This window comes from Pseudomonas sp. RL_105y_Pfl2_101 (assembly GCF_963970585.1).
Classification (GTDB): Bacteria; Pseudomonadota; Gammaproteobacteria; order Pseudomonadales; family Pseudomonadaceae; genus Aquipseudomonas.
Map to the genome: position 1 here is coordinate 56,659 of NZ_CAXAPG010000015.1, position 21,264 is coordinate 77,922.

24 protein-coding genes and 1 pseudogene are annotated in these 21,264 nt (G+C 63.4%); 13 read left to right on the top strand and 12 right to left on the bottom strand.

What is annotated here, in order from left to right; all coding sequences use genetic code 11:
• Window positions 1-58 precede the first annotated feature (58 nt).
• The 4 genes from AACY31_RS17140 to norR all read right to left on the bottom strand — a co-directional run bounded on the left by AACY31_RS17140 (window position 59) and on the right by norR (window position 4,331).
• A complete protein-coding gene (locus AACY31_RS17140; protein ID WP_339480989.1) occupies window positions 59-1,294 on the bottom strand; it encodes a molybdopterin molybdotransferase MoeA in 1,236 nt (411 codons plus the stop codon).
• Entirely contained in the window at window positions 1,291-1,845 is a 555-nt protein-coding gene (gene moaB / locus AACY31_RS17145; RefSeq protein ID WP_122566488.1) for a molybdenum cofactor biosynthesis protein B, read from the bottom strand. Before moaB ends, AACY31_RS17140 begins: the two co-directional genes overlap by 4 nt.
• A gap of 88 nt (window positions 1,846-1,933) precedes the next feature.
• Complete coding sequence (gene pdxH, locus AACY31_RS17150) at window positions 1,934-2,581, bottom strand: pyridoxamine 5'-phosphate oxidase (RefSeq protein WP_339504856.1); 648 nt, start codon at window positions 2,579-2,581, stop codon at window positions 1,934-1,936.
• Between the two features lie 217 nt (window positions 2,582-2,798).
• Window positions 2,799-4,331, bottom strand: coding sequence for a nitric oxide reductase transcriptional regulator NorR (gene norR / locus AACY31_RS17155; protein WP_339504858.1), 1,533 nt, complete (start codon window positions 4,329-4,331; stop codon window positions 2,799-2,801).
• A gap of 166 nt (window positions 4,332-4,497) precedes the next feature.
• Between norR and ytfE the strand changes: the two genes are divergently transcribed.
• Window positions 4,498-5,172, top strand: a complete 675-nt coding sequence (gene ytfE, locus AACY31_RS17160) for an iron-sulfur cluster repair protein YtfE (RefSeq protein WP_339480845.1) — start codon at window positions 4,498-4,500, stop codon at window positions 5,170-5,172.
• A 76-nt stretch (window positions 5,173-5,248) separates the two neighbouring features.
• Here the strand turns inward: ytfE and AACY31_RS17165 are convergent, their stop codons facing one another.
• Together AACY31_RS17165 and AACY31_RS17170 are read right to left on the bottom strand one after the other, a co-directional pair.
• The gene (locus AACY31_RS17165; protein WP_339480848.1) at window positions 5,249-5,686 is read right to left on the bottom strand and encodes a hypothetical protein; all 438 of its coding nucleotides are present in this window, start codon (window positions 5,684-5,686) and stop codon (window positions 5,249-5,251) included.
• Between the two features lie 25 nt (window positions 5,687-5,711).
• A complete protein-coding gene (locus AACY31_RS17170) occupies window positions 5,712-6,902 on the bottom strand; it encodes an NnrS family protein (RefSeq protein WP_339480850.1) in 1,191 nt (396 codons plus the stop codon).
• A gap of 554 nt (window positions 6,903-7,456) precedes the next feature.
• Between AACY31_RS17170 and AACY31_RS17175 the strand changes: the two genes are divergently transcribed.
• Both AACY31_RS17175 and AACY31_RS17180 read left to right on the top strand, forming a co-directional pair.
• Complete coding sequence (locus tag AACY31_RS17175; protein ID WP_339480852.1) at window positions 7,457-8,140, top strand: Crp/Fnr family transcriptional regulator; 684 nt, start codon at window positions 7,457-7,459, stop codon at window positions 8,138-8,140.
• The gene (locus AACY31_RS17180) at window positions 8,137-8,337 is read left to right on the top strand and encodes a protein DnrP (protein WP_339480854.1); all 201 of its coding nucleotides are present in this window, start codon (window positions 8,137-8,139) and stop codon (window positions 8,335-8,337) included. Before AACY31_RS17175 ends, AACY31_RS17180 begins: the two co-directional genes overlap by 4 nt.
• 4 nt (window positions 8,338-8,341) lie before the next feature.
• Here the strand turns inward: AACY31_RS17180 and AACY31_RS17185 are convergent, their stop codons facing one another.
• The 6 genes from AACY31_RS17185 to AACY31_RS17210 all read right to left on the bottom strand — a co-directional run bounded on the left by AACY31_RS17185 (window position 8,342) and on the right by AACY31_RS17210 (window position 14,006).
• Window positions 8,342-10,180: a nitric oxide reductase activation protein NorD gene (locus tag AACY31_RS17185; protein WP_339480855.1), complete on the bottom strand. Its 1,839-nt coding sequence runs from the start codon at window positions 10,178-10,180 to the stop codon at window positions 8,342-8,344.
• Window positions 10,181-10,333: 153 nt separating this feature from the next.
• On the bottom strand, window positions 10,334-11,761 hold the full coding sequence (locus AACY31_RS17190) for a cbb3-type cytochrome c oxidase subunit I (protein ID WP_339480858.1): 1,428 nt from the start codon (window positions 11,759-11,761) through the stop codon (window positions 10,334-10,336).
• Between the two features lie 3 nt (window positions 11,762-11,764).
• Window positions 11,765-12,205, bottom strand: coding sequence for a c-type cytochrome (locus tag AACY31_RS17195; RefSeq protein ID WP_339480860.1), 441 nt, complete (start codon window positions 12,203-12,205; stop codon window positions 11,765-11,767).
• A 228-nt stretch (window positions 12,206-12,433) separates the two neighbouring features.
• A complete protein-coding gene (locus AACY31_RS17200; protein WP_339480862.1) occupies window positions 12,434-12,691 on the bottom strand; it encodes a cytochrome C oxidase subunit IV family protein in 258 nt (85 codons plus the stop codon).
• A 12-nt stretch (window positions 12,692-12,703) separates the two neighbouring features.
• A complete protein-coding gene (locus AACY31_RS17205; RefSeq protein WP_339480864.1) occupies window positions 12,704-13,288 on the bottom strand; it encodes a cytochrome c oxidase subunit 3 family protein in 585 nt (194 codons plus the stop codon).
• Window positions 13,272-14,006, bottom strand: a complete 735-nt coding sequence (locus AACY31_RS17210) for a CbbQ/NirQ/NorQ/GpvN family protein (RefSeq protein WP_445261558.1) — start codon at window positions 14,004-14,006, stop codon at window positions 13,272-13,274. The genes AACY31_RS17205 and AACY31_RS17210 overlap by 17 nt, the downstream gene beginning before the upstream one ends.
• Before the next feature lie 67 nt (window positions 14,007-14,073).
• Between AACY31_RS17210 and AACY31_RS17215 the strand changes: the two genes are divergently transcribed.
• From AACY31_RS17215 to nirJ, 10 genes and pseudogenes are all read left to right on the top strand, one after another.
• Window positions 14,074-14,262: a hypothetical protein gene (locus tag AACY31_RS17215; protein ID WP_339480868.1), complete on the top strand. Its 189-nt coding sequence runs from the start codon at window positions 14,074-14,076 to the stop codon at window positions 14,260-14,262.
• 11 nt (window positions 14,263-14,273) lie between these two features.
• The gene (locus AACY31_RS17220) at window positions 14,274-15,953 is read left to right on the top strand and encodes a cytochrome D1 domain-containing protein (RefSeq protein WP_339480870.1); all 1,680 of its coding nucleotides are present in this window, start codon (window positions 14,274-14,276) and stop codon (window positions 15,951-15,953) included.
• A 24-nt stretch (window positions 15,954-15,977) separates the two neighbouring features.
• Window positions 15,978-16,286 (top strand): c-type cytochrome, encoded by a 309-nt coding sequence (locus AACY31_RS17225; RefSeq protein WP_339480872.1) that lies wholly within the window; start codon window positions 15,978-15,980, stop codon window positions 16,284-16,286.
• Window positions 16,287-16,499: 213 nt separating this feature from the next.
• The gene (locus AACY31_RS17230; RefSeq protein WP_339504860.1) at window positions 16,500-16,829 is read left to right on the top strand and encodes a c-type cytochrome; all 330 of its coding nucleotides are present in this window, start codon (window positions 16,500-16,502) and stop codon (window positions 16,827-16,829) included.
• Window positions 16,826-18,004 carry a cytochrome D1 domain-containing protein gene (locus AACY31_RS17235; protein WP_339480876.1) on the top strand — a complete coding sequence of 393 codons (1,179 nt, stop codon included), beginning with the start codon at window positions 16,826-16,828 and terminating at the stop codon, window positions 18,002-18,004. Before AACY31_RS17230 ends, AACY31_RS17235 begins: the two co-directional genes overlap by 4 nt.
• A 2-nt stretch (window positions 18,005-18,006) precedes the next feature.
• On the top strand, window positions 18,007-18,465 hold the full coding sequence (locus tag AACY31_RS17240) for an Lrp/AsnC family transcriptional regulator (RefSeq protein ID WP_339480878.1): 459 nt from the start codon (window positions 18,007-18,009) through the stop codon (window positions 18,463-18,465).
• Complete coding sequence (gene ahbB / locus AACY31_RS17245) at window positions 18,462-18,974, top strand: siroheme decarboxylase subunit beta (RefSeq protein ID WP_339480879.1); 513 nt, start codon at window positions 18,462-18,464, stop codon at window positions 18,972-18,974. Before AACY31_RS17240 ends, ahbB (AACY31_RS17245) begins: the two co-directional genes overlap by 4 nt.
• On the top strand, window positions 18,967-19,410 hold the full coding sequence (locus AACY31_RS17250) for an Lrp/AsnC family transcriptional regulator (protein ID WP_058546342.1): 444 nt from the start codon (window positions 18,967-18,969) through the stop codon (window positions 19,408-19,410). Before ahbB (AACY31_RS17245) ends, AACY31_RS17250 begins: the two co-directional genes overlap by 8 nt.
• Window positions 19,385-19,909 (top strand): annotated as a pseudogene (gene ahbB / locus AACY31_RS17255) (siroheme decarboxylase subunit beta); the annotation flags it as partial. The gene AACY31_RS17250 and the pseudogene ahbB (AACY31_RS17255), both read left to right, overlap by 26 nt.
• Window positions 19,910-20,061: 152 nt before the next feature.
• The gene (nirJ, locus tag AACY31_RS17260; protein WP_339480887.1) at window positions 20,062-21,240 is read left to right on the top strand and encodes a heme d1 biosynthesis radical SAM protein NirJ; all 1,179 of its coding nucleotides are present in this window, start codon (window positions 20,062-20,064) and stop codon (window positions 21,238-21,240) included.
• Window positions 21,241-21,264: the final 24 nt, after the last annotated feature.

Below are 21,264 nucleotides of genomic sequence, written 5' to 3' on the forward strand. Positions count from 1 at the left end.
CAGGCGCCGCCAGTCTAGCCAGCCCTCGGCCGGCGACCTTGACGGCAATCAATTGCCGTCAATGCATCAGTTCGGCGAATGGCAGATACAGCACCTTGTCGTGCTTGTGCAGTTGCGCCTCACACTCCACCACCGCCAGCCCATCGGCCCAGCAGGCGGCCGTCAGCATCGCCGAACTTTGCTGAGGGTGCAGTTCCACGCACAGGTGGCCGTTGGCATCCGGAACCAACCTGGCCCGCAGGTACTGTCGGCGCCGGTTGCGCTTGAGCCAGTCGAACCCGGCGGGCACCTGCAACGGCACGGGTAACACGTCGCCCATGCCCTGGGCCCGAAACAGGAACGGCCGCACGACGATCAGCGCGGTAATCAACGCCGCCGACGGATTGCCCGGCAGCCCGATCCAAGGTTTGCCTTCCACATCGCCAAAGGCCAGAGGCTTGCCCGGCTGGATGGCCAGGCGCCAGAGGTCGATGCTGCCCAAGGCTTCGATGGCTTGCTTGAGATGGTCTTCTTCACCCACCGAGACACCGCCCGAGGTGATCAGCACATCGCATTCGGCGGCGGCCAGGCGCAACGCTTGTCGACTGGCCAATAGCTGGTCGGGCATGACCCCGAAGTCATGCACCTCGACACCCCAACCGCGCAACAGTGCGGCGAGGCTATGGCGATTGCTGTTGTAGATCTGTCCTGGCGCCAGTGGCTCACCCGGCTCGCGCAGCTCATCGCCGCTGCTGAGCAAGCCCACTTGTAAGGGGCGATAGACGTCCACCTGGCCGACGCCGGCACCGGCGAGCAGACCCAACTCCTGGGCGCGCAAGCGCGTGCCGGCTTCAAGCAGCCGGTCTCCTCGACGCAGTTCCTCACCTTCCTTGCGAACATGGTCACCGCCGTTGACCGGCGGCAACCAGACCCGCTCGCCATCGACGCGACAGCTTTCCTGCGGCACTACCGTGTCGGCACCCGGTGGCAGCGGCGCGCCAGTAAAAATCCGCACGACTTGCCCGGCCTGCAACGGCTCGCCCGGTTCGTCACCCGCGGCGATCCGCCCGCCCAACAACAGGTCGCCGCCGTCACCCGGCAGGTCAGCGGCCCGCAGGGCATAGCCATCCATCGCGCTGTTGTCCCAGGCCGGCAGGTTCATCGGGCACACAATGTCAGTGGCCAGCACACGCGCCAGGGCCTGGTCCAGGCCAACCCGTTGCACGGGCGGTGGCGGCGGTGCCTGGTCGAGCAGATGACGGATCGCCTCATCCACCGGCATCAACACGCCGCTGTCGCACACCCGGCCGTTCACGAGCGTGTCTCGCAAGCCGTTGGGGCGATGCCGTCCTGGGGTTTGAGGTGCGGGGTGAAATTGCACGGGCCGGTGCGGCTGTCCAATTGCCCGGCCAGGATCTGCTCCCATCCGGTCCGGCACGCCCCCGGCGAACCCGGCAAGCAGCACACCAGCACCCCGTTGCTCATGCCCGCCAAGGCGCGCGATTGCAGGGTGGACATGCCGATCTGCGCCAGCGACACCTGGCGGAACAACTCGCCGAAACCGTCCACCTGCTTGTCCAGCAGTGGCGCCACCGCCTGAGGAGTGTTGTCGCGCGGGGTGAACCCGGTGCCGCCGGTCATCAACACCACCTGCACCTTGGGGTCGGCGATCCATTGGGAGACCTGGGCGCGGATCTGGTAGATATCGTCTTTCACCAACCCACGGTCGATGAGCACGTGTCCGGCCGTTTGCAACAGGTCCGCCAGGGTTTGGCCCGAGGTGTCGGTGTCGAAGGTGCGGGTATCGCTGATGGTGAGGACCGCGATATTCAGCGGTTGAAAGAGGCGTTGCGTCAGATGGGCCATGATCAGCCGTCCTGTCAGAAAAGATGGCCCAGCCTGAACCGCAATCGTTGCCGGGCCTATTCCTCGTTGGAGGTACCTCCCTTGGCACTCAAGGTGCCAGGCGGCAACGCTGCCAGGCGCCATCCTGCAGGCGGTAGTCGAGGCGATCGTGCAAACGGTCGGCGCGGCCCTGCCAGAACTCCATCCGTTCGGGCCGCAGGCAATAGCCTCCCCAATGGCCGGGGCGCCGCACGGGTTGATCGGCAAAGCGTTTTTCGGTTTGCGCCAGCAAGGTCTCCAGCGCGGCCCTGTCCTCCAGTGGCCGGCTTTGTGGCGACGCCCAGGCGCCCAGGCGACTGGCGACGGAACGGGATTCAAAATAGGCATCCGACAACGCCGGATCGAGTTTGTGGACCGGCCCTTCGATGCGTACTTGCCGCTCCAGCCCCGGCCAGAAAAACGTCATGGCCGCCCAGGGGTTGGCCGCCAGGTTCTGGCCCTTTGCGCTGTCGTAGTTGCCAAAAAAAGAAAACTCCTGGGCGTCGAAGCCCTTGAGCAACAACACCCGACAGTGAGGCCGGCCCTGCTCGTCCACCGTCGCCAGGGCCATGCTGTTGGCTTCCACCGGTGGGCTTTCGGTGTCGCGGGCCTGTTGCATCCAGAGCGCGAACAGCGCCATGGGGGCGTCGGGTGCCAGGGCTTCATCCAGGCCATCGAGGGTGTACTGGCGGCGCATTTTGGCCAGGGAAAGGGGCATGAGAGATATCTCCACTGTGGGTTTGCCCCAGTCTGCGCCTGGCCCTGCGGGTCCACCTTGACCCCCATCAAATGTGCCCCCCCCTGTAGGAGCTGCCGAGCGCAGCGAGGCTGCGATCTTTCCCCAGACACTTGAATCTCAAGCGACAGATCAAAAGATCGCAGCCTTCGGCAGCTCCAACAGTCGGCGCATGACTCAGGAACAGGTGGCCAAAGATTCACTTAAGCCCCAACCGCCGCGCCAGCTTATGCAGATTGCTCGGGTCAACCTCCAACAGCCGCGCGGCCCCCGCCCAGTTCTGCCCGCAGCGTTCCAGGGCCTTGAGGATCGCCTGGCGCTGGCAACCATCGACAGCCTCGCTCAAGGGCTGCACACGCGCATCCAACGCTTGCAGGGCCTGTTCGGGCAGCGCTTGCGTCGAGGCTGTGCTGGCGTTGACGTCGAGGTCGAGCACCTGCGGTTCCAGGGTCATGATCAGGCTGCGACTGGCGCCACGACTCAGTTGCTTCAACGCCGCGCGGCTGATCACGTGTTCCAGTTCCCGCACATTGCCCGGCCAGCTGTACGCCAGCAGCGCCTGTTCAGCCGCCGGGGACAGGCGCAACCCACGCAAGCCCAGCCGCGTGCGGTTCAGTTCGAGAAAGTGCCCGGCCAGCATCAATACATCATGACCGCGCTCGCGCAGCGGCGGGATCGGCACCGGGTAGACCGAAAGCCGGTGATACAGGTCGGCGCGAAACAACCCGTCGCGAATGCTGTCGGGCAGGTGCCGGTTGGTGGCGGCGATGATCCGCACATCAACGTGCAGCGGCTTGTCCGCCCCCAGGCGCTGGATCTCGCCGTTCTGCAGGGTGCGCAGCAACTTGGCCTGCACGCTCAACGGCAATTCACCGACCTCATCGAGGAACAGCGTGCCACCATTGGCCGCGTCGAAGCGCCCGGCACGGTCGGTGGTCGCCCCGGAGAATGCGCCTTTGACGTGGCCGAACAACTCGCTTTCGGCCAGGGACTCCGGCAACGCCGCGCAGTTGACCTGAACCAACGGCTTGTTGCCTCGTCGGGACAGCCGATGCAGCCGCCGGGCGAACAACTCCTTGCCGACTCCGGTTTCGCCCAGCAACAGCACCGGCAGTTCGGAGTCCGCCAGCACATCCAGTTCGTTGAGCAACTGCTGCAACCCCTCGCTGCGCCCGAGGATCTCGCCCTCTTCGGCGGGTAGCCGCAGGTCGGTCTGGTCGCTGCGCGATGCTCGCAGGCTACGGTTTTCCTGCTCGAGCCGGGTGACCCGCACGGCGGCCTCGATCTGCAACGTACAGCGCTTGAGTTCCTCGCGGGCGCGGCTGTCGAAGGTGCCGGCGTGCAACGCATCCAGGGTGATCGCACCCCAGAGCCGTCCTTCCACGTACAGGCTCACGCCCATGCAGTCATGCACCGGCAGCGGTTCACCGACGTGGTTGTCGAGCAAACCGTCGTAAGGGTCCGGCAGACGGCTGTCCGGCTCGAACCAGGTGGGTTCGCGCGAGGCCATGATCGCCGCCAGACGCGGGTGCTGGGCAATCACGAAGCGCCGTCCCAGTGCTTCGTGGACCAGGCCCACGGTGGCCACGGGTCTGAGACTGTCATCGTCCAGGCGCAGCAGCCCCACGGCGCCACTGTTGAAGTATTCGCGCAGGGTCTGCACCAGGCGCTGCAATCGCACCGCATTGGGCAGCTCGACGATCAGGTCGGCGGCCAGGCTTTCACGCAGCATGGTAGTGATGACCCTCCAGGGTTCGTTTGACCCTTCACAATCAGGGTGACAATCACCCTGGCAAAAATTTAATGCTTTGTTTTCAATCAGTTGAATATGGCACGCCGGCTGCAAAAAAAGAGAGCGCTTATCTGTCCCTCCCGGCATTCAACCCTAAGGAAACCCAATGAGCCTCGATCTGCTGGAACAAAGCCTCGGCCAACTGGCCTGCGACATTCCCGGTGCGACCCGTACCTTCCATCATTACAACCTCGACTTCTGCTGCGGCGGGCAAAAGTCCTTGCGTGAAGCGGCGCTGGGCAAAGGCCTTAACCCGCTGCTGATCGCCGACGCCCTGCGCACCCTGCAAGCCGCCGGGGAACTGGGCCATGACTGGCGCGACGAACCCCAGGCGACCTTGCTTGCCCACATCCTGGAGCGCTACCACGCGCGCCATCGCGAACAGCTGCCGGAACTGATCCGCCTGGCCCGGCGCGTCGAGCAGGTCCATGGTGCGCGACCCAGTTGCCCCAACGGACTGGCCGATCACCTGCAGGACATGTACCAGGAACTCGAAGGCCACATGCTCAAGGAAGAACAGGTGCTGTTCCCGATGCTGCAACAAGGCCTTGGCGAACGGGCCTCGGCGCCGATCCAGGTGCTGCGCTACGAACACGACCAGCACGGTGAAGCCCTGGAAACCATGCTCGCCCTGACCGACCAGATCACCCCACCCGCCGACGCCTGCAACACCTGGCGCGCCCTGTATCGGGGGCTGGTGGAGTTTCGTGATGATCTGATGCAGCACATCCACCTGGAAAACAATGTGTTGTTCGTCAATGCGATGAAACCTGCCCACTAATCTCAAACATTGCCCATTACCCCTGTGGGAGTGGGCTTGCTCGCTCCCACAGGGGTTCAGCGTTGTTCTCTGCGGCTCAAAACTGCCAATAGAACATCGCCTTGGCCAACACCACGATCAGCACCATGTGCCCCAGGATACTGCGGCGCAACCCACAAGCGCGGCAAGGCGTCAGGCGACCGCTCTTGAGCCAGTACGCCAGCCACAAATAGTGACCGATGATGCTCAGCGCCAGCAGGATCTTCAGGCTCAGCAGCAGGCCAAAGCTGTTGCTCAACGGCTGGCTCAATGCCCCACGATGCTGCCAGGCCAGGGCCAGGCCGGCGCCGTACAGCACCAGCACGACGCTGTGCAGCACGTGCCGCGAGCGCTGGGCGATGGCCTGGTCGGCAGCGTCCTTGACGCCTTGGGTCAAGGGCCGGCGGGCGCTGTGCCAGATGAAGACCTCGAAAAACAGCGTGCCAATGAAAGCAATGGCCGCCAACAGATGCGTAACCAGCAAGACTCCGTACATTATCGACGCCCTCCGCCCAATCGGCTCATCCCGGATGCCCATCCACCCGCGCCTTGAGCAGCATCGGCCCATAGCGCCAGGCGTATAAACCGAACGCCAGCGTCCAGCACAGCGCCGCCAGCCACAGCCCAGCCAACGGCAACAGCAGCACCAACAGCACGCGGCTCAGGCACGCTAGGTTCAACAGGATGAACGCCAGGGTCATGCCCGCTGGCGGCTCGAGGGCGCGCCCGGTATGGCCCAGGCTGACACGGGCAATCATCGCCAGGATCAACCCGGCCATGGCGCCGATGGTCAGGCTGTGCACCGCCAGGCTCGGGTTCACCGGCACGCCGAAGTGCCACAGCGCCATGCCCAGGCAGGCCACCGCCAACCAGGCGTAGGCCAGGTGCAACGACCACAGCAGCGGCACCCGCCACACATCCCGATCATGCCAGCGCACCAGTCGAATCCCGTGGCCCACCGCCAACGCGGCGAACAACAGGCCGACCCAGACGCTGGCCGTCAGCGCCGGACCGAAGGCATACAACAACGCCACCAGCGCCGACCCGGCCAGCAACAGACGATCAAGCCACGGCCAAGGCGCAACGCCCTCGACCCGACCGAGGCCGCGCTGGGTAAAAAATGGAATCACGCGACCGCCGATCAACCCCATCATCGCCGCCACCAGCCACAGGCCGGTGAGCACGCTCTGGCGCTGCAGGCCTTCGTTGTGCTGCACCAGACCGTATACGGATAACGCATCGGCGGCGGCCAACAGCAGCAATACCAGCACAATCGGGTAATTGCGCTTCTGCCGCACGCGCCACAACATCACGCCCATCAACGCCGCGACCGCCAGGGCAAAACCCAGCTCCAGCAGCGTCAGTAACGGCCAGGGCGCATCCATCAGCCAGGCCAGCCGCGCGCCCAGCCACAACAGTGCCAGTGTTGCCAAGCGCTTGCCGCTGAGGCCCGGAGCTCCGGTCCAGGTTTGCACCGCCGTCAGCAGGAACCCGGCGATGATCGCCAGGCCAAAACCGAACAACAGTTCATGCCGGTGCCAGGCCAACCAGCCGCCGGCCGGCTGCCAGGCCGACAAGCGTCCGGTGAACGCCGCGAGCCAAAGGGGAACAGCCAACAGCGCCAATACACACCCGGCCAAAAAGAACGGCCGAAACGCTAGGCGCCACAACGGCAAAATAGCCATGGCCTTGCGACGGTCAAGCACTTGCATACACCACTCCTTTGCCTCACTGAACCGCCAGCGAGGTACGACAAATCAGGGTTCGAATGATCGGCTATCGACGCCGGCCGGCCTTGTCTCAGATCAAGCCAGCTCATCGGTAACCTCCCGCCTCGAACAGGCACTTGCAAGGGGCTTGCCGTTGTGAGGGCAAAGCTTGCTCGCGATGAAGACACCGCGGTCTACAGCAGGCCCGCGTTCTCGTTCATCGCGAGCAAGCTTTGCTTCCACAACGCCTCCCGCGCATAACGACTGTAGCTGAATGGGGTATTTATTACCCTTTCATGGTTGTTTTAACCCTACCAGACCAGGGTCATTTATACCCATATCAGCGCCAGCGCGCCGCAATTCAACGCCCGCCGGCATGGCCCGTCTCTTGCTCAGGCACGGCATCACCTTTCTTGTCGGGGTCTTCCATGAAATCCGTCGTTCTGCCGCTTACCTGGTTCGTCTTGCTCTCCTGCGTCGTGGCGCTGGCCAGCGGCCTGTCCCTGAGTCTGGTCTGACCCCGAACACCTCTTTCGCCATTACAAGGATTCCATGCCATGGTGCTCCACCGCGTCCATCACCAGATTCTGCGCAGCCATCACCTGTTCGAGCCGTTGAACGAAGAACAGCTCGACGAATTGATGAGCAACAGCCAACTGCTGAACATCGACAGGGGTGATCCGTTGTTCCGCCAGGGAGAGCCGGCGCAGGCGTTTTACTACGTGATTTCCGGTGCCGTGAAAATCTACCGGCTGACCCCGGATGGCCAGGAAAAAGTCTTCGAGGTGATCGGCGAGCGCCAGACCTTCGCCGAAGCCATGATGCTGATGGACACACCCAACTACGTCGCGTCCGCCGAAGCCGTCGCCCCGACCCAGGTGTATCGGCTGTCCAACGCCACCTACATGCGTCTGCTGCAAAGCAACAGCCGGCTGACCTTCGCCCTGCTCGGCAAGCTCTGCGTGCGCCTGCACCAACGGGTCAACGAGATTGAAACCCTGTCGCTGAAGAACGCCACTCACCGGGTGGTGCGCTACCTGTTGACGCAACTGGTGCGCCTGCAAACCGTGGACAGTCAGTTCGAACTGCCGATGGCCAAGCAGTTGATCGCCGGGCACTTGTCGATCCAGCCGGAAACTTTCTCGCGGATCATCCGCCGCCTAATCGATGAAAAAATCATCACCCAGGACGGTCGCCAGATCGCCATTCTCGATCGCCTGCGCCTGGAGCAATTCGAATGAGTGCGCAGCCCACTTGCCTGTATTGCCAACAGGCCAACCCTGCCAATGAGACCGAGTGTCGCCAGTGCGGCATGCCCCTGCCCGCCGAAGCGGCGATGGCCGGCGAGCGCCGGCTGCGGCGCTTCACCTGGTTTTGTGTCGGCTTGACGATCTTCTGCATCGTCATGTTCTTCTGGTTGCCTCGCAGCATCACCTGAACCCTCAGTCCTGAGTCAATTGCCGGTACAACTGCGGTAAACGCAGCGGCAGTTGCTCGGGCTGGCGAATCAAGGTGTAGCCGTTGGCCCCGAACATGTACGGCAGGTAGTCCCCCGCTTCGCGATCGATGGTGATGCAGAACGGCGTCAGCCCTTGGCGCCGGGCTTCCAGTACCGCCTGGCGAGTGTCTTCCACACCGTAGCGCCCCTCGTAGAGGTCCAGGTCATTGGGCTTGCCGTCACTGAGCAGCAGCAACAACTTGCGCCGGCGCTTGCAGCCCGCCAACCGCTGTGTAGCTTGGCGAATCGCCGCGCCCATGCGCGTGTAGTAACCGGGCTTGAGTCCCTGGATCCGTCCCCGAGTGTGGTCGTCATAACGCTGGTTGAACGCCTTGAGTTCATGCATGCGCACCTGCTGGCGGCGTAAGGAAGAGAACCCGTACAAGGCAAAATCGTCCCCCAGCACCGACAGGGTTTCGCCGAACAGCAACAGGCTGTCGCGAATCACATCGATCACCCGGTGCTCGTCATTGAGGTGGGCATCGGTGGACATCGACAGGTCGGCCAGCAGCAGGCAAGCCAGGTCGCGACGAGTCTGGCGCTGGTCCATGAACAGCCCGCGTTCGCTGCACTGCCCGTGCTGGCGCTCGACATGAAAGTCCAGCCAGGCTTGCAGGTCCAGTTCCGAGCCTTGGGTTTGCTGGCGCAACCATTGACGATCGTTACGCAAGTGTTCGAACTGGCGACGCAAGCGCTGGGCCGAGCTTCGCAGGCGTGCGGGCAACGGCTGGGGCTGGCAATCGCGAGGGATGAAGGTTTGCAGGCTGACGAAGTCGTCTTGCAAGCGTTGCTTGCGGTAGTCCCACTCCGGCAACAGGATGCCTGCGCCCAACGGGATGTCATCCACATCGGCCGGCGGCAGGTCCAAGTGCAGTTTCAAGCCACCGCCCTTGCGCAAGCGGGTGCGCGACAGGGTCAATTGGTCCAGGTCCTCGGCGACGCGAGCGGCGTCCGGGTCTTCGCTGTCATCCGCCCAGCGATCCAGGTCCACGTGCTCGGTCCAACTGAAGAGGTTTTCCAGGCGCACGATCAACAACCCACCGTCACGGGTGGCATCGTCGATTCGCTCGGCGCGCTTGCGTCCGCCCTGCTGTTCACCGGGAGGTGTCGCCAGGTATTGCTCGGACTCCTCAAGGTTGGCGGCCTGGGGATTGGCCAAATGTTGAGGTGGGTATAGCCACAGCGGCAACGGCCAGGCCGCCCGCTCGCTGCGTGGAAAATGCTCAACACTGCCCGGTTCGCGCAAGGCTTGGCACAACGCCCGTTCCAAGGCGGCTTCGGCCGGGTTGAGCGTGGCCGGATCGGGGCGCAGGGACAGGTGCGCGTCCACCAGTCGCCGGTAGCGAGGGCGCAGCGCCGGGTAGCGTTTCAACACCGCCAGGGTCCAGCGCTGATTATCCCGCCCCCAGTGTTTCATCGGCCCCGACTGCGCGGCCAGCAACGCGAGCCAACGATACAACTCTTCGTTGAGCCCGACATCGGGAAACGCCGCCAGGCTCGCCGGCAACCGCAGGTTATCGCCATCGCAACAGGCCAGAGGCACTTGCTTGCAGGTGCCGGCGATCTGCTGCAACAGGTTGCGGCGCAACAGCAGATCGCGATCGCTGACCGCTTCCACCCCCAGGTGAGGCGCTCCCCCGGTGGCGCGAAACAGCACCTGCAACGAGCGTTGCCGGGGAACCAACTCGACCCGAGCCTCAGGAAAATCGGCACTGGCCCGGCGGGTGATAAAACGGTGCCAGACACTGCCGACCCATTCTTCCAGCTCTAGCGTGAATGCCATGGTTATCTTCCTCTTCAACCCCGATCCACTAAACCTCACACCGCTCCGCTGGACTGCACCCGTAGGAGCCGTCGAGCGAAGCGAGGCTGCGATCTTTCCCATGGCACTTGAGTCTCAAGCATTACGGAAAAAGATCGCAGCCTTCGGCAGCGCCTACGAAGGCACCACCGCCGCCGGTGCACGCAGGGCCGCACGGCCACGTTGACGGAAGCTGAACAGGTAGCAGAGCAACCCGGCCAGGAACCCGACGCCGCTGACCAGTCGTGCCCAGAACAGCGGCTCCAAATGATCCACCGTGGCCATGAACGGCAAGGCACTGCCATCCGTCATCCAGCGTTGCAACCAGACCTGGACAACACCGGCTGCGGTGAGGAACAAGGTGATCATCACCATCGACAAGGTCATCAACCAGAAGCCCCAGATCTCCAGGCGCTGCGAACGTTCGTCCGACGCTTCACCTAAGCCGCGCAAGCGTGGCATGGCGTAGCTGATCAGCGTCATCACGATCATCGCGTAGGCACCGTAGAAAGCCAGGTGGCCGTGGGCCGCGGTCAATTGCGAACCGTGGGTGTAGTAGTTGACCGGTGCCAGGGTGTGCAGGAAACCCCAGACGCCCGCGCCGAAGAACGCGGTGACCGTGGTGCCCTTGGCCCACAACGTGGCGGCGCGGTTCGGGTGTTGCCGACGACGGTTTTTCACCATGCTGAAGGCGAAGACCACCATCGCCAGGAACGGCAGCGGTTCCAGCGCCGAGAAGATCGAGCCTACCCACAGCCAGACCTCAGGCGCACCGATCCAGAAGAAGTGGTGGCCGGTGCCGATGATCCCGGTGATCAGCGCCATGGCGATAATCACGTAGAGCCATTTTTCAACCACTTCGCGGTCCACACCGGTGATCTTGATCAGGACGAAAGCGAGCATCGAACCCATGATCAGTTCCCAGACGCCTTCCACCCAAAGATGCACCACCCACCACCAGTAGTACTTGTCGCGAGCGAGGTTTTCCGGGTTGTAGAAGGAGAACAGGAAGAACACCGCCAGGCCGATCAGCCCGGTCATCATCACCATGCTGACCGTGGTCTTGCGACCTTTGAGCAGGGTCATGCCGATGTTGTAGAGGAACCCCAGGCACACCACCACGATCCCCATCTTGGTGATGGTCGGCTGCTCGAGGAACTCGCGGCCCATGGTCGGTAGCAAGTCGTTGCCGGTGAACTTCGCCAGCGTCGCATAAGGCACCGCGAGGTAACCCAGGATCGTCGCCACACCCGCAGCGGCGAACACCCAGAACAGCACGATCGCCAGTTTCGGGCTGTGCAGTTCGCGGTCGGCCTCCTCCGGTATCAGGTAATACGCCGCGCCCATGAAGCCGAACAGCAGCCAGACGATCAGCAGGTTGGTGTGGACCATGCGGGCCACGTTGAAAGGGATCAGCGGGAACAGGAAGTCGCCGACCACGTATTGCAAACCCATGATCAAACCGAACAACACCTGCCCCAGGAACAGCATCAGGGCAAACACGAAGTAGGGTTTGGCGACGGCCTGCGAGGCGAATTTCAGATGCGGATTAGCCATGCTCATCTCTCAGCCCTCCTTGTTTGGCGGCCAGCCATTGGTATTGATCTTCGAGCTCCACTTGAGGAATTCGGCGATGTCGTCGACCTCCTGCTCGCTCAGGTTGAACTGCGGCATGGCCCGACGACCCGGAACGTTCAGCGGCTGCATTTTCATCCAGGCCTGCAGGAACGGTGTGAAGGCTTCCTCGCCGCCGCGCCGGTTGACCACATTGCCCAGCTCCGGCGCAAAGTACGCGCCCTCGCCCAGCAGGGTATGGCAGCCGATGCAGTTGTTGCGCTCCCAGACGCCCTTGCCGCGTATCACCGATTCCGTCAATTGCGCCTGGTTGCTGCGTTCTGGAAAGGTCTGTTCCGTGTGGTAGGTCAAGGCCAGGAATATCAGGAAAAAGAAGATGCTTCCCCCGAAATAAATATTCCTGGCCATGCCTTTGGTGAAGGTATCTGACATGGTCGCTTCCTCATTGCTTGGCGTGTTCATTCTAGGAAGCGAGGGGTCGGAAACCGCTTGATGGCGATCAAGAATCTCCGATGGTTTTGGTGGGTTGTTCCGGGCAGATGAGTTTCGATCGTTCCCACGCTCCTGCGTGGGAACGCCGCCAGGGACGCTCCGCGTTCCGCTTCAGGAAGATGACGCAGAGCGTCACGGGATGCATTCCCACGCAGAGCGTGGGAACGATCAGATCAAGAACGAGATGACCAGCCCGATCACCGTCGCCAGCAACGCCGCCCAGCTCAACACCAACCGCCGCCACAATCGCGGCGCGTGGCGCAGTTCCATGAAGCCGTCGACGATCAGCCAGGCCTTGGTTACCGCAACCACCAGGATGGCGATGGACACCAGCCCGGTAGCCGCGATCTGGCCGAGGGCAACGGTGCCGGTGCTCAGCACGGCCAGCGTCATCCAGCAGGCGATCAAGACACGGGAAGCTGACATGAGCACCTCCGCTCAATCAAGGATGTAGACAACCGGGAACAGCAGCACCCAGACCAGATCGACCATATGCCAATACAGCACGCCGGATTCCAGCCCACTGTTGCGTTGCGCCCCATAGCGACGTCGCCGGCACCCTTCGGCCAACCAAGCGAGGATCACCATACCCAACAGCACATGGAGGAAATGAAACGCGGTGAGGATCCAGTACAAGGTGAAGAACGTGTTGTGCTCCATCCCCAGGCCACTCGCCAACAGATGGGCGTACTCCGCAAGCTTGATCCCCACATAGCCACAGGCGAGCAACAACGCCACACACAACAACAGCGCGCCTCGACGCGGCCGGTCCTGCCTGACTTGCTCTTGGGCCAATGCGGCGAACAGGCCGGCGGTCAGCAAGCTGAGGGTCATTGCCAGGCCGGTGGAGCGGTCCAGCAATTGCCGGCCTTCGCTGAAGGTCTGCGGGTACAACGCCTGGGCGGCGGTGAACGCCAGGATCAACAGCGCGAACACCGACAACTCGGCGAGGATAAAAAACCACATCGCCAAGTCCCCGGGCAAACGCCGGGGCACGGCAACGGTTTCAGCCAAAGTGGACATCGACCACATCCATCAACGCAGCGACGGTCTGCGGATCGTCACTCAACGGCTCGGCCAGGCACGCCAGGCAGGCTTGGCGTGGGTCCATGCCGGAGCCGATCATGCGCGCGGCGAAGATCAGCAGGCGCGTCGAGGCGACTTCCTCCAGGTCATGCTGATCGAGCCGGCGCAGCGCCTGCCCCAATCGCACCACTTGGACCGCCAGGGCCAGATCAACCCCAGCCTCGCGGACGACGATGCGCTCTTCATCGGCCACCGCCGGATAGCCAAAGCGCATCGCCACGAAACGCTGGCGAGTGCTGGGCTTCATGCCTTTGAGCAGGTTCTGGTAACCGGGGTTGTACGACACCACGAGCATGAAGGACGGCGGCGCCTGCAGTACTTCGCCAGTGCGCTCCAGGTACAACTGCCGGCGATCATCGGCCAACGGGTGCAACACCACGGCCGTGTCCTGGCGCGCTTCGACCACCTCATCCAGATAGCAGATGCCGCCCTCGCGCACGGCCCGGGTCAACGGCCCGTCCTGCCACCAGGTGCCCTGGGCACCGATCAGGTGACGGCCCACCAGGTCGGCCGCGCTCAAGTCATCGTGGCAGGCCACGGTGTACAGCGCCAGCTTCAGGCGGTGGGCCATGTGCTGGACGAAACGGGTCTTGCCGCAGCCGGTCGGGCCTTTGATCAGCACCGGCATGCCGTGACGCCAGGCCTGTTCGAACATCGCCTGCTCGTTGTCCTGGGGTTGATAAAAGGGTTCATCGGGGTGCGGCACAGTGTGGATAGCGTTCATGGCAAGGCCTGATCAGACAACACGATTGCAGGCCACGCTACGGTGCCCTGCGACAACCTGGCAAGGCCTGCGGCCGGCAAACTTGATCGCCGTCAAGCGACCAACCACCGGCCTGGGCATAGCCTTGTACCGCACCAAGAACCTGCGCGCCGAACGTCAATTACAGCGCAGCGCGGGTCACGCCTGAGGAGAAATGGAATGCTGATCAGCCACAAAAAATCGTGGGCCCTGCGGGTCACGGCGCTGTGTACAGCGCTGGCCGCCCCCCACGTCTTCGCCGACCAAACCGCTGCGCCGGAGCAATCCCGCGTGGTCAAGACCGAAGGCGCGCCTGACCTGAGCCAGGCTGACTTCGACGCGGCCAAGGAAATCTATTTCCAGCGCTGCGCCGGCTGCCACGGCGTGCTTCGCAAAGGCGCCACCGGCAAGCCACTGACACCCGACATCACCCAATCGCGCGGCCAGGCCTACCTGGAGGCGCTGATCACCTACGGCTCGGCCGCCGGCATGCCGAACTGGGGCACGTCCAATGCCCTGACCAAAGACCAGATCACGGTGATGGCCAAGTTCATCCAGCACACCCCACCGACGCCACCGGAATGGGGCATGGCAGAAACCCGCAAGACCTGGAAACTGCTGGTCAAGCCTGAAGACCGGCCCACCAAGCAGATCAGTACCCTCAACCTGCAGAACCTGTTCTCGGTGACCCTGCGCGACGACGGCAAGATTGCCCTGATCGACGGCGACAGCAAGAAGATCGTCAAGTTGATCGACACCGGTTATGCGGTACACATCTCACGCATCTCGGCGTCGGGGCGCTACCTGCTGGTGATCGGCCGGGACGCCAAGATCGACATGATCGACCTGTGGCCGAAAGAGCCGACCAAAGTCGCGGAAATCAAGGTGGGCATCGAAGCCCGCTCGGTGGAAACCTCCAAGTTCAAAGGCTACGAAGACAAATACACCATCGCCGGCTCGTACTGGCCGCCACAGTTCACCATCATGGACGGCGAGACCCTGGAGCCCAAGCAGATCGTCTCGACCCGGGGCATGACCGTCGACACCCAGCAATACCATCCCGAGCCTCGCGTCGCGGCCATCATCGCCTCCCACGAATGGCCGGAGTTCATCGTCAACGTCAAGGAAACCGGCAAGGTGATGCTGGTCAACTACCAGGACATCAAGAACCTCACCATCACCAGCATCGACGCCGCGCCGTTCCTGCATGACGGCGGTTGGGACAGCAGCCATCGCTACTTCATGACGGCCGCCAACAACTCCAACAAGGTCGCGGTAATCGATTCCAAGGAACGCAAGCTCACCGCCCTTGTCGACGTCGGCAAGACTCCGCACCCGGGACGCGGCGCCAACTTCAACCATCCACTCTACGGACCGGTCTGGGCCACCAGCCACTTGGGAGATGCCGGGGTTTCGCTGATCGGCACCGACCCGGTCAAGCACCCGCAATACGCCTGGAAGCAGGTCGCTTCGCTCCAGGGCCAGGGTGGCGGCTCGCTGTTCATCAAGACGCACCCTGCGTCTCGTCACCTGTATGTCGACACCACCCTCAGCCCCGACGCCAAGCTCAGCCAGTCGGTGGCGGTGTTCAACATCGACAAGCTTGACGCCGGCTACACCGTGCTGCCGATTGCCGAGTACGCCGGTATCAAGAAAGGCGCGATGCGTGTGGTGCAACCGGAATACAACAAGGCCGGCGACGAGGTCTGGTTCTCGGTCTGGAGTGGCCAGGAAGATGAGTCGGCGCTGGTGGTGATCGACGACAAGACCCTCAAGGTCAAGAACGTGATCAAGGACAAACGCCTGATCACCCCCACCGGAAAATTCAACGTCTACAACACCCAACACGACATCTATTGAGCCCCATCAATAAGAGGAAAAACCATGAAGCCTATTCTGATTGCCTTGGCCTTGACTGCCGCCTACAGCCTGCCGGCGTTGGCCCAGGACGGCCCGACGCTGTTCAAGAGCAAGCCCTGCGCGGCCTGCCATTCCATCGATACCAAGCTGGTGGGCCCGGCGCTCAAGGAGGTCGCGGCGAAAAACGCCGGCGTCGCCGGAGCAGAGGATTTACTCGCCAAGCACATCAAGGAAGGAACGCAAGGCAACTGGGGACCGATGCCGATGCCGGCCAACCCCGTGACGGAAGAGGAAGCCAAGATCCTGGCTGCGTGGGTCTTGACCCTTAAATAACCACCCAAGGGAGCTTGCTCCCGCTGGGCACTGTAGGAGCTGGCGAAGCCTGCGATCTTTTGATCTTGATCTTTCGCTTGAGATTCAACTGTCAGGGACAAGATCGCAGCCTCGTTGCACTCGACAGCTCCTACGCAGCTTCTACGCAGCTCTACATAGCGCCTACATAGCGCCACGCCACAAAGGCAGCACCCTTTCATTCAGGAGGACGTCATGGAACGACACCGCTTTAGCACCGCGATAGCCACCCTCCTCTTTGTTTTCTCCTCCTGCGTGCTGGCCGCTCCCGACAGCCAGCGCCAGGCCCAACTGCAACACCTGCTGGACCAGGATTGTGGTGCCTGCCACGGCCTGTACATGACCGGCGGCCTCGGCCCGCCCCTGACCCAGGAAGCCCTGGCCGGAAGATCCCGCGACAGCCTCATCGCCACCGTCACCCTCGGACGGCCCGGCAGCGCCATGCCCGGTTGGGCACCGTTGCTTGCACCCGACGACATTCGCTGGCTGGTGGACCGGCTCCTTCAAGGAAAACCCGCCTCATGATCCGTTCTTTCCTCTCGTCCACCACCATCGCCCTGCTGCTCTGCGGTTGCGCCCAGACACCGTTGCGCGGCACCGGCGATTTGGGCGTGGTGGTGGAACGCGCCACCGGCAGCCTGCAAATCATTGAAAGCGACACCCGCACCGCCCTGGGCCGCGTCGAAGGCCTGGGCGACTTGTCCCACGCCTCGGTGGTGTTCTCCCGCGACCAGCGCTACGCCTATGTGTTCGGCCGCGATGGTGGCCTGAGCAAAGTCGACCTGCTGAGCACGCGCATCGAGCGGCGCATCATCCAGGGCGGCAACAGCATCGGCGGTGCGATCAGCCAGGACGGCAAGCTGATTGCCGTCTCCAACTACGAGCCCGGCGGCGTCAAGGTGTTCGATGCCCAGACCCTGGAACAGGTCGCCGACATCCCGGCCACGCCGTTGCCCGGTAGCCAAAAGCGCTCACGGGTGGTCGGCTTGGTGGACGCGCCGGGACAGCGCTTCGTGTTCAGCCTGTTCGACACCGGCGAGATCTGGACCGCCGACTTCAGCCTCGGCCTCACCCCGCGCATCGAACGCTTCACCGCCATCGGCCAGCAACCCTATGACGCACTGATCACCCCGGACGGGCGTTATTACATGGCTGGGCTGTTCGGTGAAGACGGCATGGCCCAACTCGATCTCTGGCACCCCGAGCGCGGGGTGAAACGGGTACTGGGCCATTACGGGCGCGGCCAGGCGCGGCTCCCGGTGTACAAGATGCCGCATCTGGAGGGCTGGGCCCTGGCCGACCAGCAAGCCTTCGTGCCTGCCGTCGGGCATCACCAGGTGTTGGTGATGAACGCCCAGGATTGGCAGCAGACCGACGCCATCGCCGTGGCCGGCCAACCGGTGTTCGTCACGGCGCGACCGGATGGCCGGCAGTTGTGGGTCAACTTCGCCTATCCGGACAACGACCGCGTCCAGGTCATCGACACCCAGACCCACGCCATCGTCGCCGACCTGCGGCCAGGCCCGGCGGTGCTGCACATGGAGTTCACCGCACGGGGTGACCAGTTGTGGTTGTCCGCCCGGGACGGTGGCGAAGTACAGGTCTGGAACCCGTATCGGCTTGAACCCCTGGGCAGCCTGCCGGCCCTGAGCCCCAGCGGCATTTTCTTCAGCAGTCGCGCACACAAGCCGGGGTACTGACCATGACCTCCAGCTCACTGGCGCGACGCCTGATCGATCAATTTCAGCATGGCCTGCCGTTGTGCGCCGAGCCCTATCGGGCCATGGCCCAGACCTTGGGCTGCAGCGAAGCCCAGGTCATCGACTGCTTGCAGCATCTGCAAGTGGCCGGGACCTTGTCGCGGGTCGGCCCGGTGTTCGAACACACCCGGGCCGGGGCCAGCACCCTGGCCGCCCTCGCCGTGCCCGAAGATCGCTTGCACCAGGTGGCCGCACGCATCAGCCAATACCCGGAAGTCAATCACAACTATGCCCGCGAACATCGCTACAACCTGTGGTTCGTGCTGACCGGCCCCAACCGTGCCCACCTGGAAAACATCCTCCAGGAACTGGAGAGCGACACCGGTCTCACGCCACTGGACCTGCCCATGCTGACCGCCTACCGCATCGACCTGGGCTTTGCCCTGGAGGCCACCCCATGAAAAGCACCCTGAGCGAACAACAGTCACTGGCACTGCGCCGTTTGCTGGAAACCGGCTTGCCGCTGACATCGCGCCCCTTCCAGGCCCTGGCCGAGCAGATCGAGGCCAGCGAGCAACAGGTGCTCGAACAGGTACAGCATTGGCATGAACAGGGGCTGTTCCGCCGTGTCGGCCTTGTGGTCAACCATCGTGCCTTGGGGTTTGCCGCCAACGCCATGCTGGTGCTGGACGTGCCGGACGCCTTGGTCGATGAAGTCGGGCGTCGCCTCGGGCAAACCCCGGGCATCAGCCTTTGCTACCAACGCCCCAGGCGCCTGCCCCAGTGGCAATACAACCTGTTCTGCATGATCCACGGTCGCCAGCGTGACCGTGTCGAAGCCCATGTCCAGGCGCTGCTTGAAGAGCATCTGCTGGACGACCTGCCCCACCAGTTGCTGTTCAGCACACACCTGTTCAAGCAATGCGGCGGACGTTTCGCCGCACCGGCCGGAGCCCGTGTCGATGGATGACCTGGACCGCCGCCTGATCAATCGCCTGCAACTGGGCCTGCCGCTGGTGCGTCACCCTTGGCAAGCCCTGGCCCAGGAGCTGGACAGCAGCAGTAGCGAATTGCTCGACCGCCTGCATGAGCTGCTCAACGACGGCGTACTCACCCGTTTCGGCCCGATGTTCGACATCGATCGCCTGGGCGGTGCGTTCACCCTGGCGGCGCTGGCGGTGCCCGAGCCGCGCTTCGAGCCCATCGCCGAGCTGCTCGCGGACATGCCCGAGGTCGCCCACAACTACCGCCGCGAGCACACCTGGAACATGTGGTTCGTGCTCGCCTGCCCCAGCGAACAGGCGATCAACGACACCCTGCTGCGCATCGAACACCTGACCGGCCTGGTGCCGCTGAACCTGCCCAAAGAGGAGACCTACCATGTCGGCCTGTATTTCCCCGTCTGAGTCTGTGTGGCAAGCGCCGCCACGGCTGGATGAAACACCCTTGGCACTGCGCCTGGTGGAACTGACCCAGGCCGGCCTGCCCTTGCTCGAAGATCCCTGGGCCTGGCTGGCCGAACAACTGGAACTGAGCGTGGAATCCACCCTCGACCTGCTCAAGCGCCTGCAGGCCGAAGGGGCGATCCGCCGCATCGCCGCCGTGCCCAATCACTATCGCCTGGGCTACCGCCACAACGGCATGACGGTGTGGGACGTGGCCGACGCCGACATATCACGTCTCGGCGCCCTGCTGGGGGCGCAGCCCTTTGTCAGCCACTGCTACCGGCGCCCGCGCCGGCCCGACTGGCGCTACAACCTGTTCGCCATGGTCCATGGCCGCAGCCGCGAAGAAATCGACAGCTACCGCGAACACCTGCGCTATCTGTTGGGGGCCGCCTGCGCCGACGACGACATGCTGGTGAGCAGCCGCATCCTGAAAAAAACCGGCCTGCGCCTGACGCCTGTCGGGGTAAAGCTTGGCCGCGAAACAGGTGCGTCGGTTCCTGAAGGACCGCATCCGCGTCATCGCGGGCAAGCCTTGCTCCCACCAAGCCTTTCTCCCACCAAGTTGGGATAAGCCGCGCTGAACCCGCACGCCAACCGAAGGAGCGCCTTATGTTGAGGATCAGCCATTACCTGCGAGCCCTGGCCGGGCATTGCCCCGCCCCACGTGTCGCGCCACCGGGCAGCAGCCGTCCGCCAGTGGTGATCTGGAACCTGCTCCGGCGTTGCAACCTGACCTGCAAACACTGCTATGCAACGTCGGCCGACAGCGTGTTTCGCGATGAGCTGGACACCCCGGCGGCGCTCCAGGTCATCGACAACCTGCACGATGCCGGCGTGCGCGTGTTGATCCTGTCCGGCGGCGAACCGCTGCTGCGCGAGGACCTGTTCCAACTCAGTGCCTATGCTCGCGACAAAGGGTTTTTCCTCGCGTTGTCCACCAACGGCACCCTGATCGACGCTTCCAATATCCAACAGATTGCGGCGGCGAACTTCGATTACGTGGGCATCAGCATCGATGGCCTGGAAGCGACCCACGATGAATTCCGTCAGCTCAAGGGCAGCTTCGCCAGCTCCATGGCGGCCATCCGGCTTTGCCGCGAGCAAGGCATCCGGGTCGGATTGCGCACCACCCTCACCCAGCAAAACCATGCCCAGCTACCGCGCTTGCTGGACTTGATGAATGAGTACGACGTACAGAAATTCTACCTGTCGCACCTCAACTACAGCGGCCGGGGCAAGCGCAGTCGCAAGCTCGATGCCCATCAGCAGATGAGCCGCGAGGCCATGACCCTGATCTTCGAGCGGGCCTGGCGCGACATCGAACAGGGCCGCGACAGTGATTTCGTCAGTGGCAACAACGACGCCGACGCGATCCTGTTGCTGCAATGGGTATCCCGGCGCCTGCCCCAACATTACGCGGCACTGGAGCAGATGCTGCGGGCCTGGGGCGGCAACGCGTCGGGCAGCGGCATCGCCAACATCGACAATACCGGCGAGGTCCACCCCGATACGTACTGGTGGCAGCACTCGGTGGGCAATGTCCGCCAGACGCCATTCAAGACACTCTGGCTCGATCGCCCCGATGCCCTGCTGCTGAAGCTGCGCGAACACCCACGGGCCGTGGGCGGGCGCTGCGGGCAATGCCGCTGGCTGGCGATCTGCAACGGCAATACCCGCACCCGGGCCTGGGCCGACGGCGATCTGTGGGGCCAGGACCCCGGCTGCCACCTCAACGACGAAGAAATCGGCTTGCACGCGATCCCCAGCGTTGCGATGCCTTGCGCCTGATCAACCGACGGCGAACCTGATACC

Bases quoted from the DNA above. Each gene is read 5' to 3' on its own strand.
- moaB (WP_122566488.1), bottom strand. From the start codon at position 1,845: ATGGCCCATCTGACGCAACGCCTCTTTCAACCGCTGAATATCGCGGTC.
- pdxH (WP_339504856.1), bottom strand. From the start codon at position 2,581: ATGCCCCTTTCCCTGGCCAAAATGCGCCGCCAGTACACCCTCGATGGC.
- norR (WP_339504858.1), bottom strand. From the start codon at position 4,331: ATGCTGCGTGAAAGCCTGGCCGCCGACCTGATCGTCGAGCTGCCCAAT.
- ytfE (WP_339480845.1), top strand. From the start codon at position 4,498: ATGAGCCTCGATCTGCTGGAACAAAGCCTCGGCCAACTGGCCTGCGAC.
- AACY31_RS17165 (WP_339480848.1), bottom strand. From the start codon at position 5,686: ATGTACGGAGTCTTGCTGGTTACGCATCTGTTGGCGGCCATTGCTTTC.
- AACY31_RS17170 (WP_339480850.1), bottom strand. From the start codon at position 6,902: ATGCAAGTGCTTGACCGTCGCAAGGCCATGGCTATTTTGCCGTTGTGG.
- AACY31_RS17175 (WP_339480852.1), top strand. From the start codon at position 7,457: ATGGTGCTCCACCGCGTCCATCACCAGATTCTGCGCAGCCATCACCTG.
- AACY31_RS17180 (WP_339480854.1), top strand. From the start codon at position 8,137: ATGAGTGCGCAGCCCACTTGCCTGTATTGCCAACAGGCCAACCCTGCC.
- AACY31_RS17185 (WP_339480855.1), bottom strand. From the start codon at position 10,180: ATGGCATTCACGCTAGAGCTGGAAGAATGGGTCGGCAGTGTCTGGCAC.
- AACY31_RS17190 (WP_339480858.1), bottom strand. From the start codon at position 11,761: ATGAGCATGGCTAATCCGCATCTGAAATTCGCCTCGCAGGCCGTCGCC.
- AACY31_RS17195 (WP_339480860.1), bottom strand. From the start codon at position 12,205: ATGTCAGATACCTTCACCAAAGGCATGGCCAGGAATATTTATTTCGGG.
- AACY31_RS17200 (WP_339480862.1), bottom strand. From the start codon at position 12,691: ATGTCAGCTTCCCGTGTCTTGATCGCCTGCTGGATGACGCTGGCCGTG.
- AACY31_RS17205 (WP_339480864.1), bottom strand. From the start codon at position 13,288: ATGTCCACTTTGGCTGAAACCGTTGCCGTGCCCCGGCGTTTGCCCGGG.
- AACY31_RS17210 (WP_445261558.1), bottom strand. From the start codon at position 14,006: ATGTTCGAACAGGCCTGGCGTCACGGCATGCCGGTGCTGATCAAAGGC.
- AACY31_RS17215 (WP_339480868.1), top strand. From the start codon at position 14,074: ATGGCAAGGCCTGATCAGACAACACGATTGCAGGCCACGCTACGGTGC.
- AACY31_RS17220 (WP_339480870.1), top strand. From the start codon at position 14,274: ATGCTGATCAGCCACAAAAAATCGTGGGCCCTGCGGGTCACGGCGCTG.
- AACY31_RS17225 (WP_339480872.1), top strand. From the start codon at position 15,978: ATGAAGCCTATTCTGATTGCCTTGGCCTTGACTGCCGCCTACAGCCTG.
- AACY31_RS17230 (WP_339504860.1), top strand. From the start codon at position 16,500: ATGGAACGACACCGCTTTAGCACCGCGATAGCCACCCTCCTCTTTGTT.
- AACY31_RS17235 (WP_339480876.1), top strand. From the start codon at position 16,826: ATGATCCGTTCTTTCCTCTCGTCCACCACCATCGCCCTGCTGCTCTGC.
- AACY31_RS17240 (WP_339480878.1), top strand. From the start codon at position 18,007: ATGACCTCCAGCTCACTGGCGCGACGCCTGATCGATCAATTTCAGCAT.
- ahbB (WP_339480879.1), top strand. From the start codon at position 18,462: ATGAAAAGCACCCTGAGCGAACAACAGTCACTGGCACTGCGCCGTTTG.
- AACY31_RS17250 (WP_058546342.1), top strand. From the start codon at position 18,967: ATGGATGACCTGGACCGCCGCCTGATCAATCGCCTGCAACTGGGCCTG.
- nirJ (WP_339480887.1), top strand. From the start codon at position 20,062: ATGTTGAGGATCAGCCATTACCTGCGAGCCCTGGCCGGGCATTGCCCC.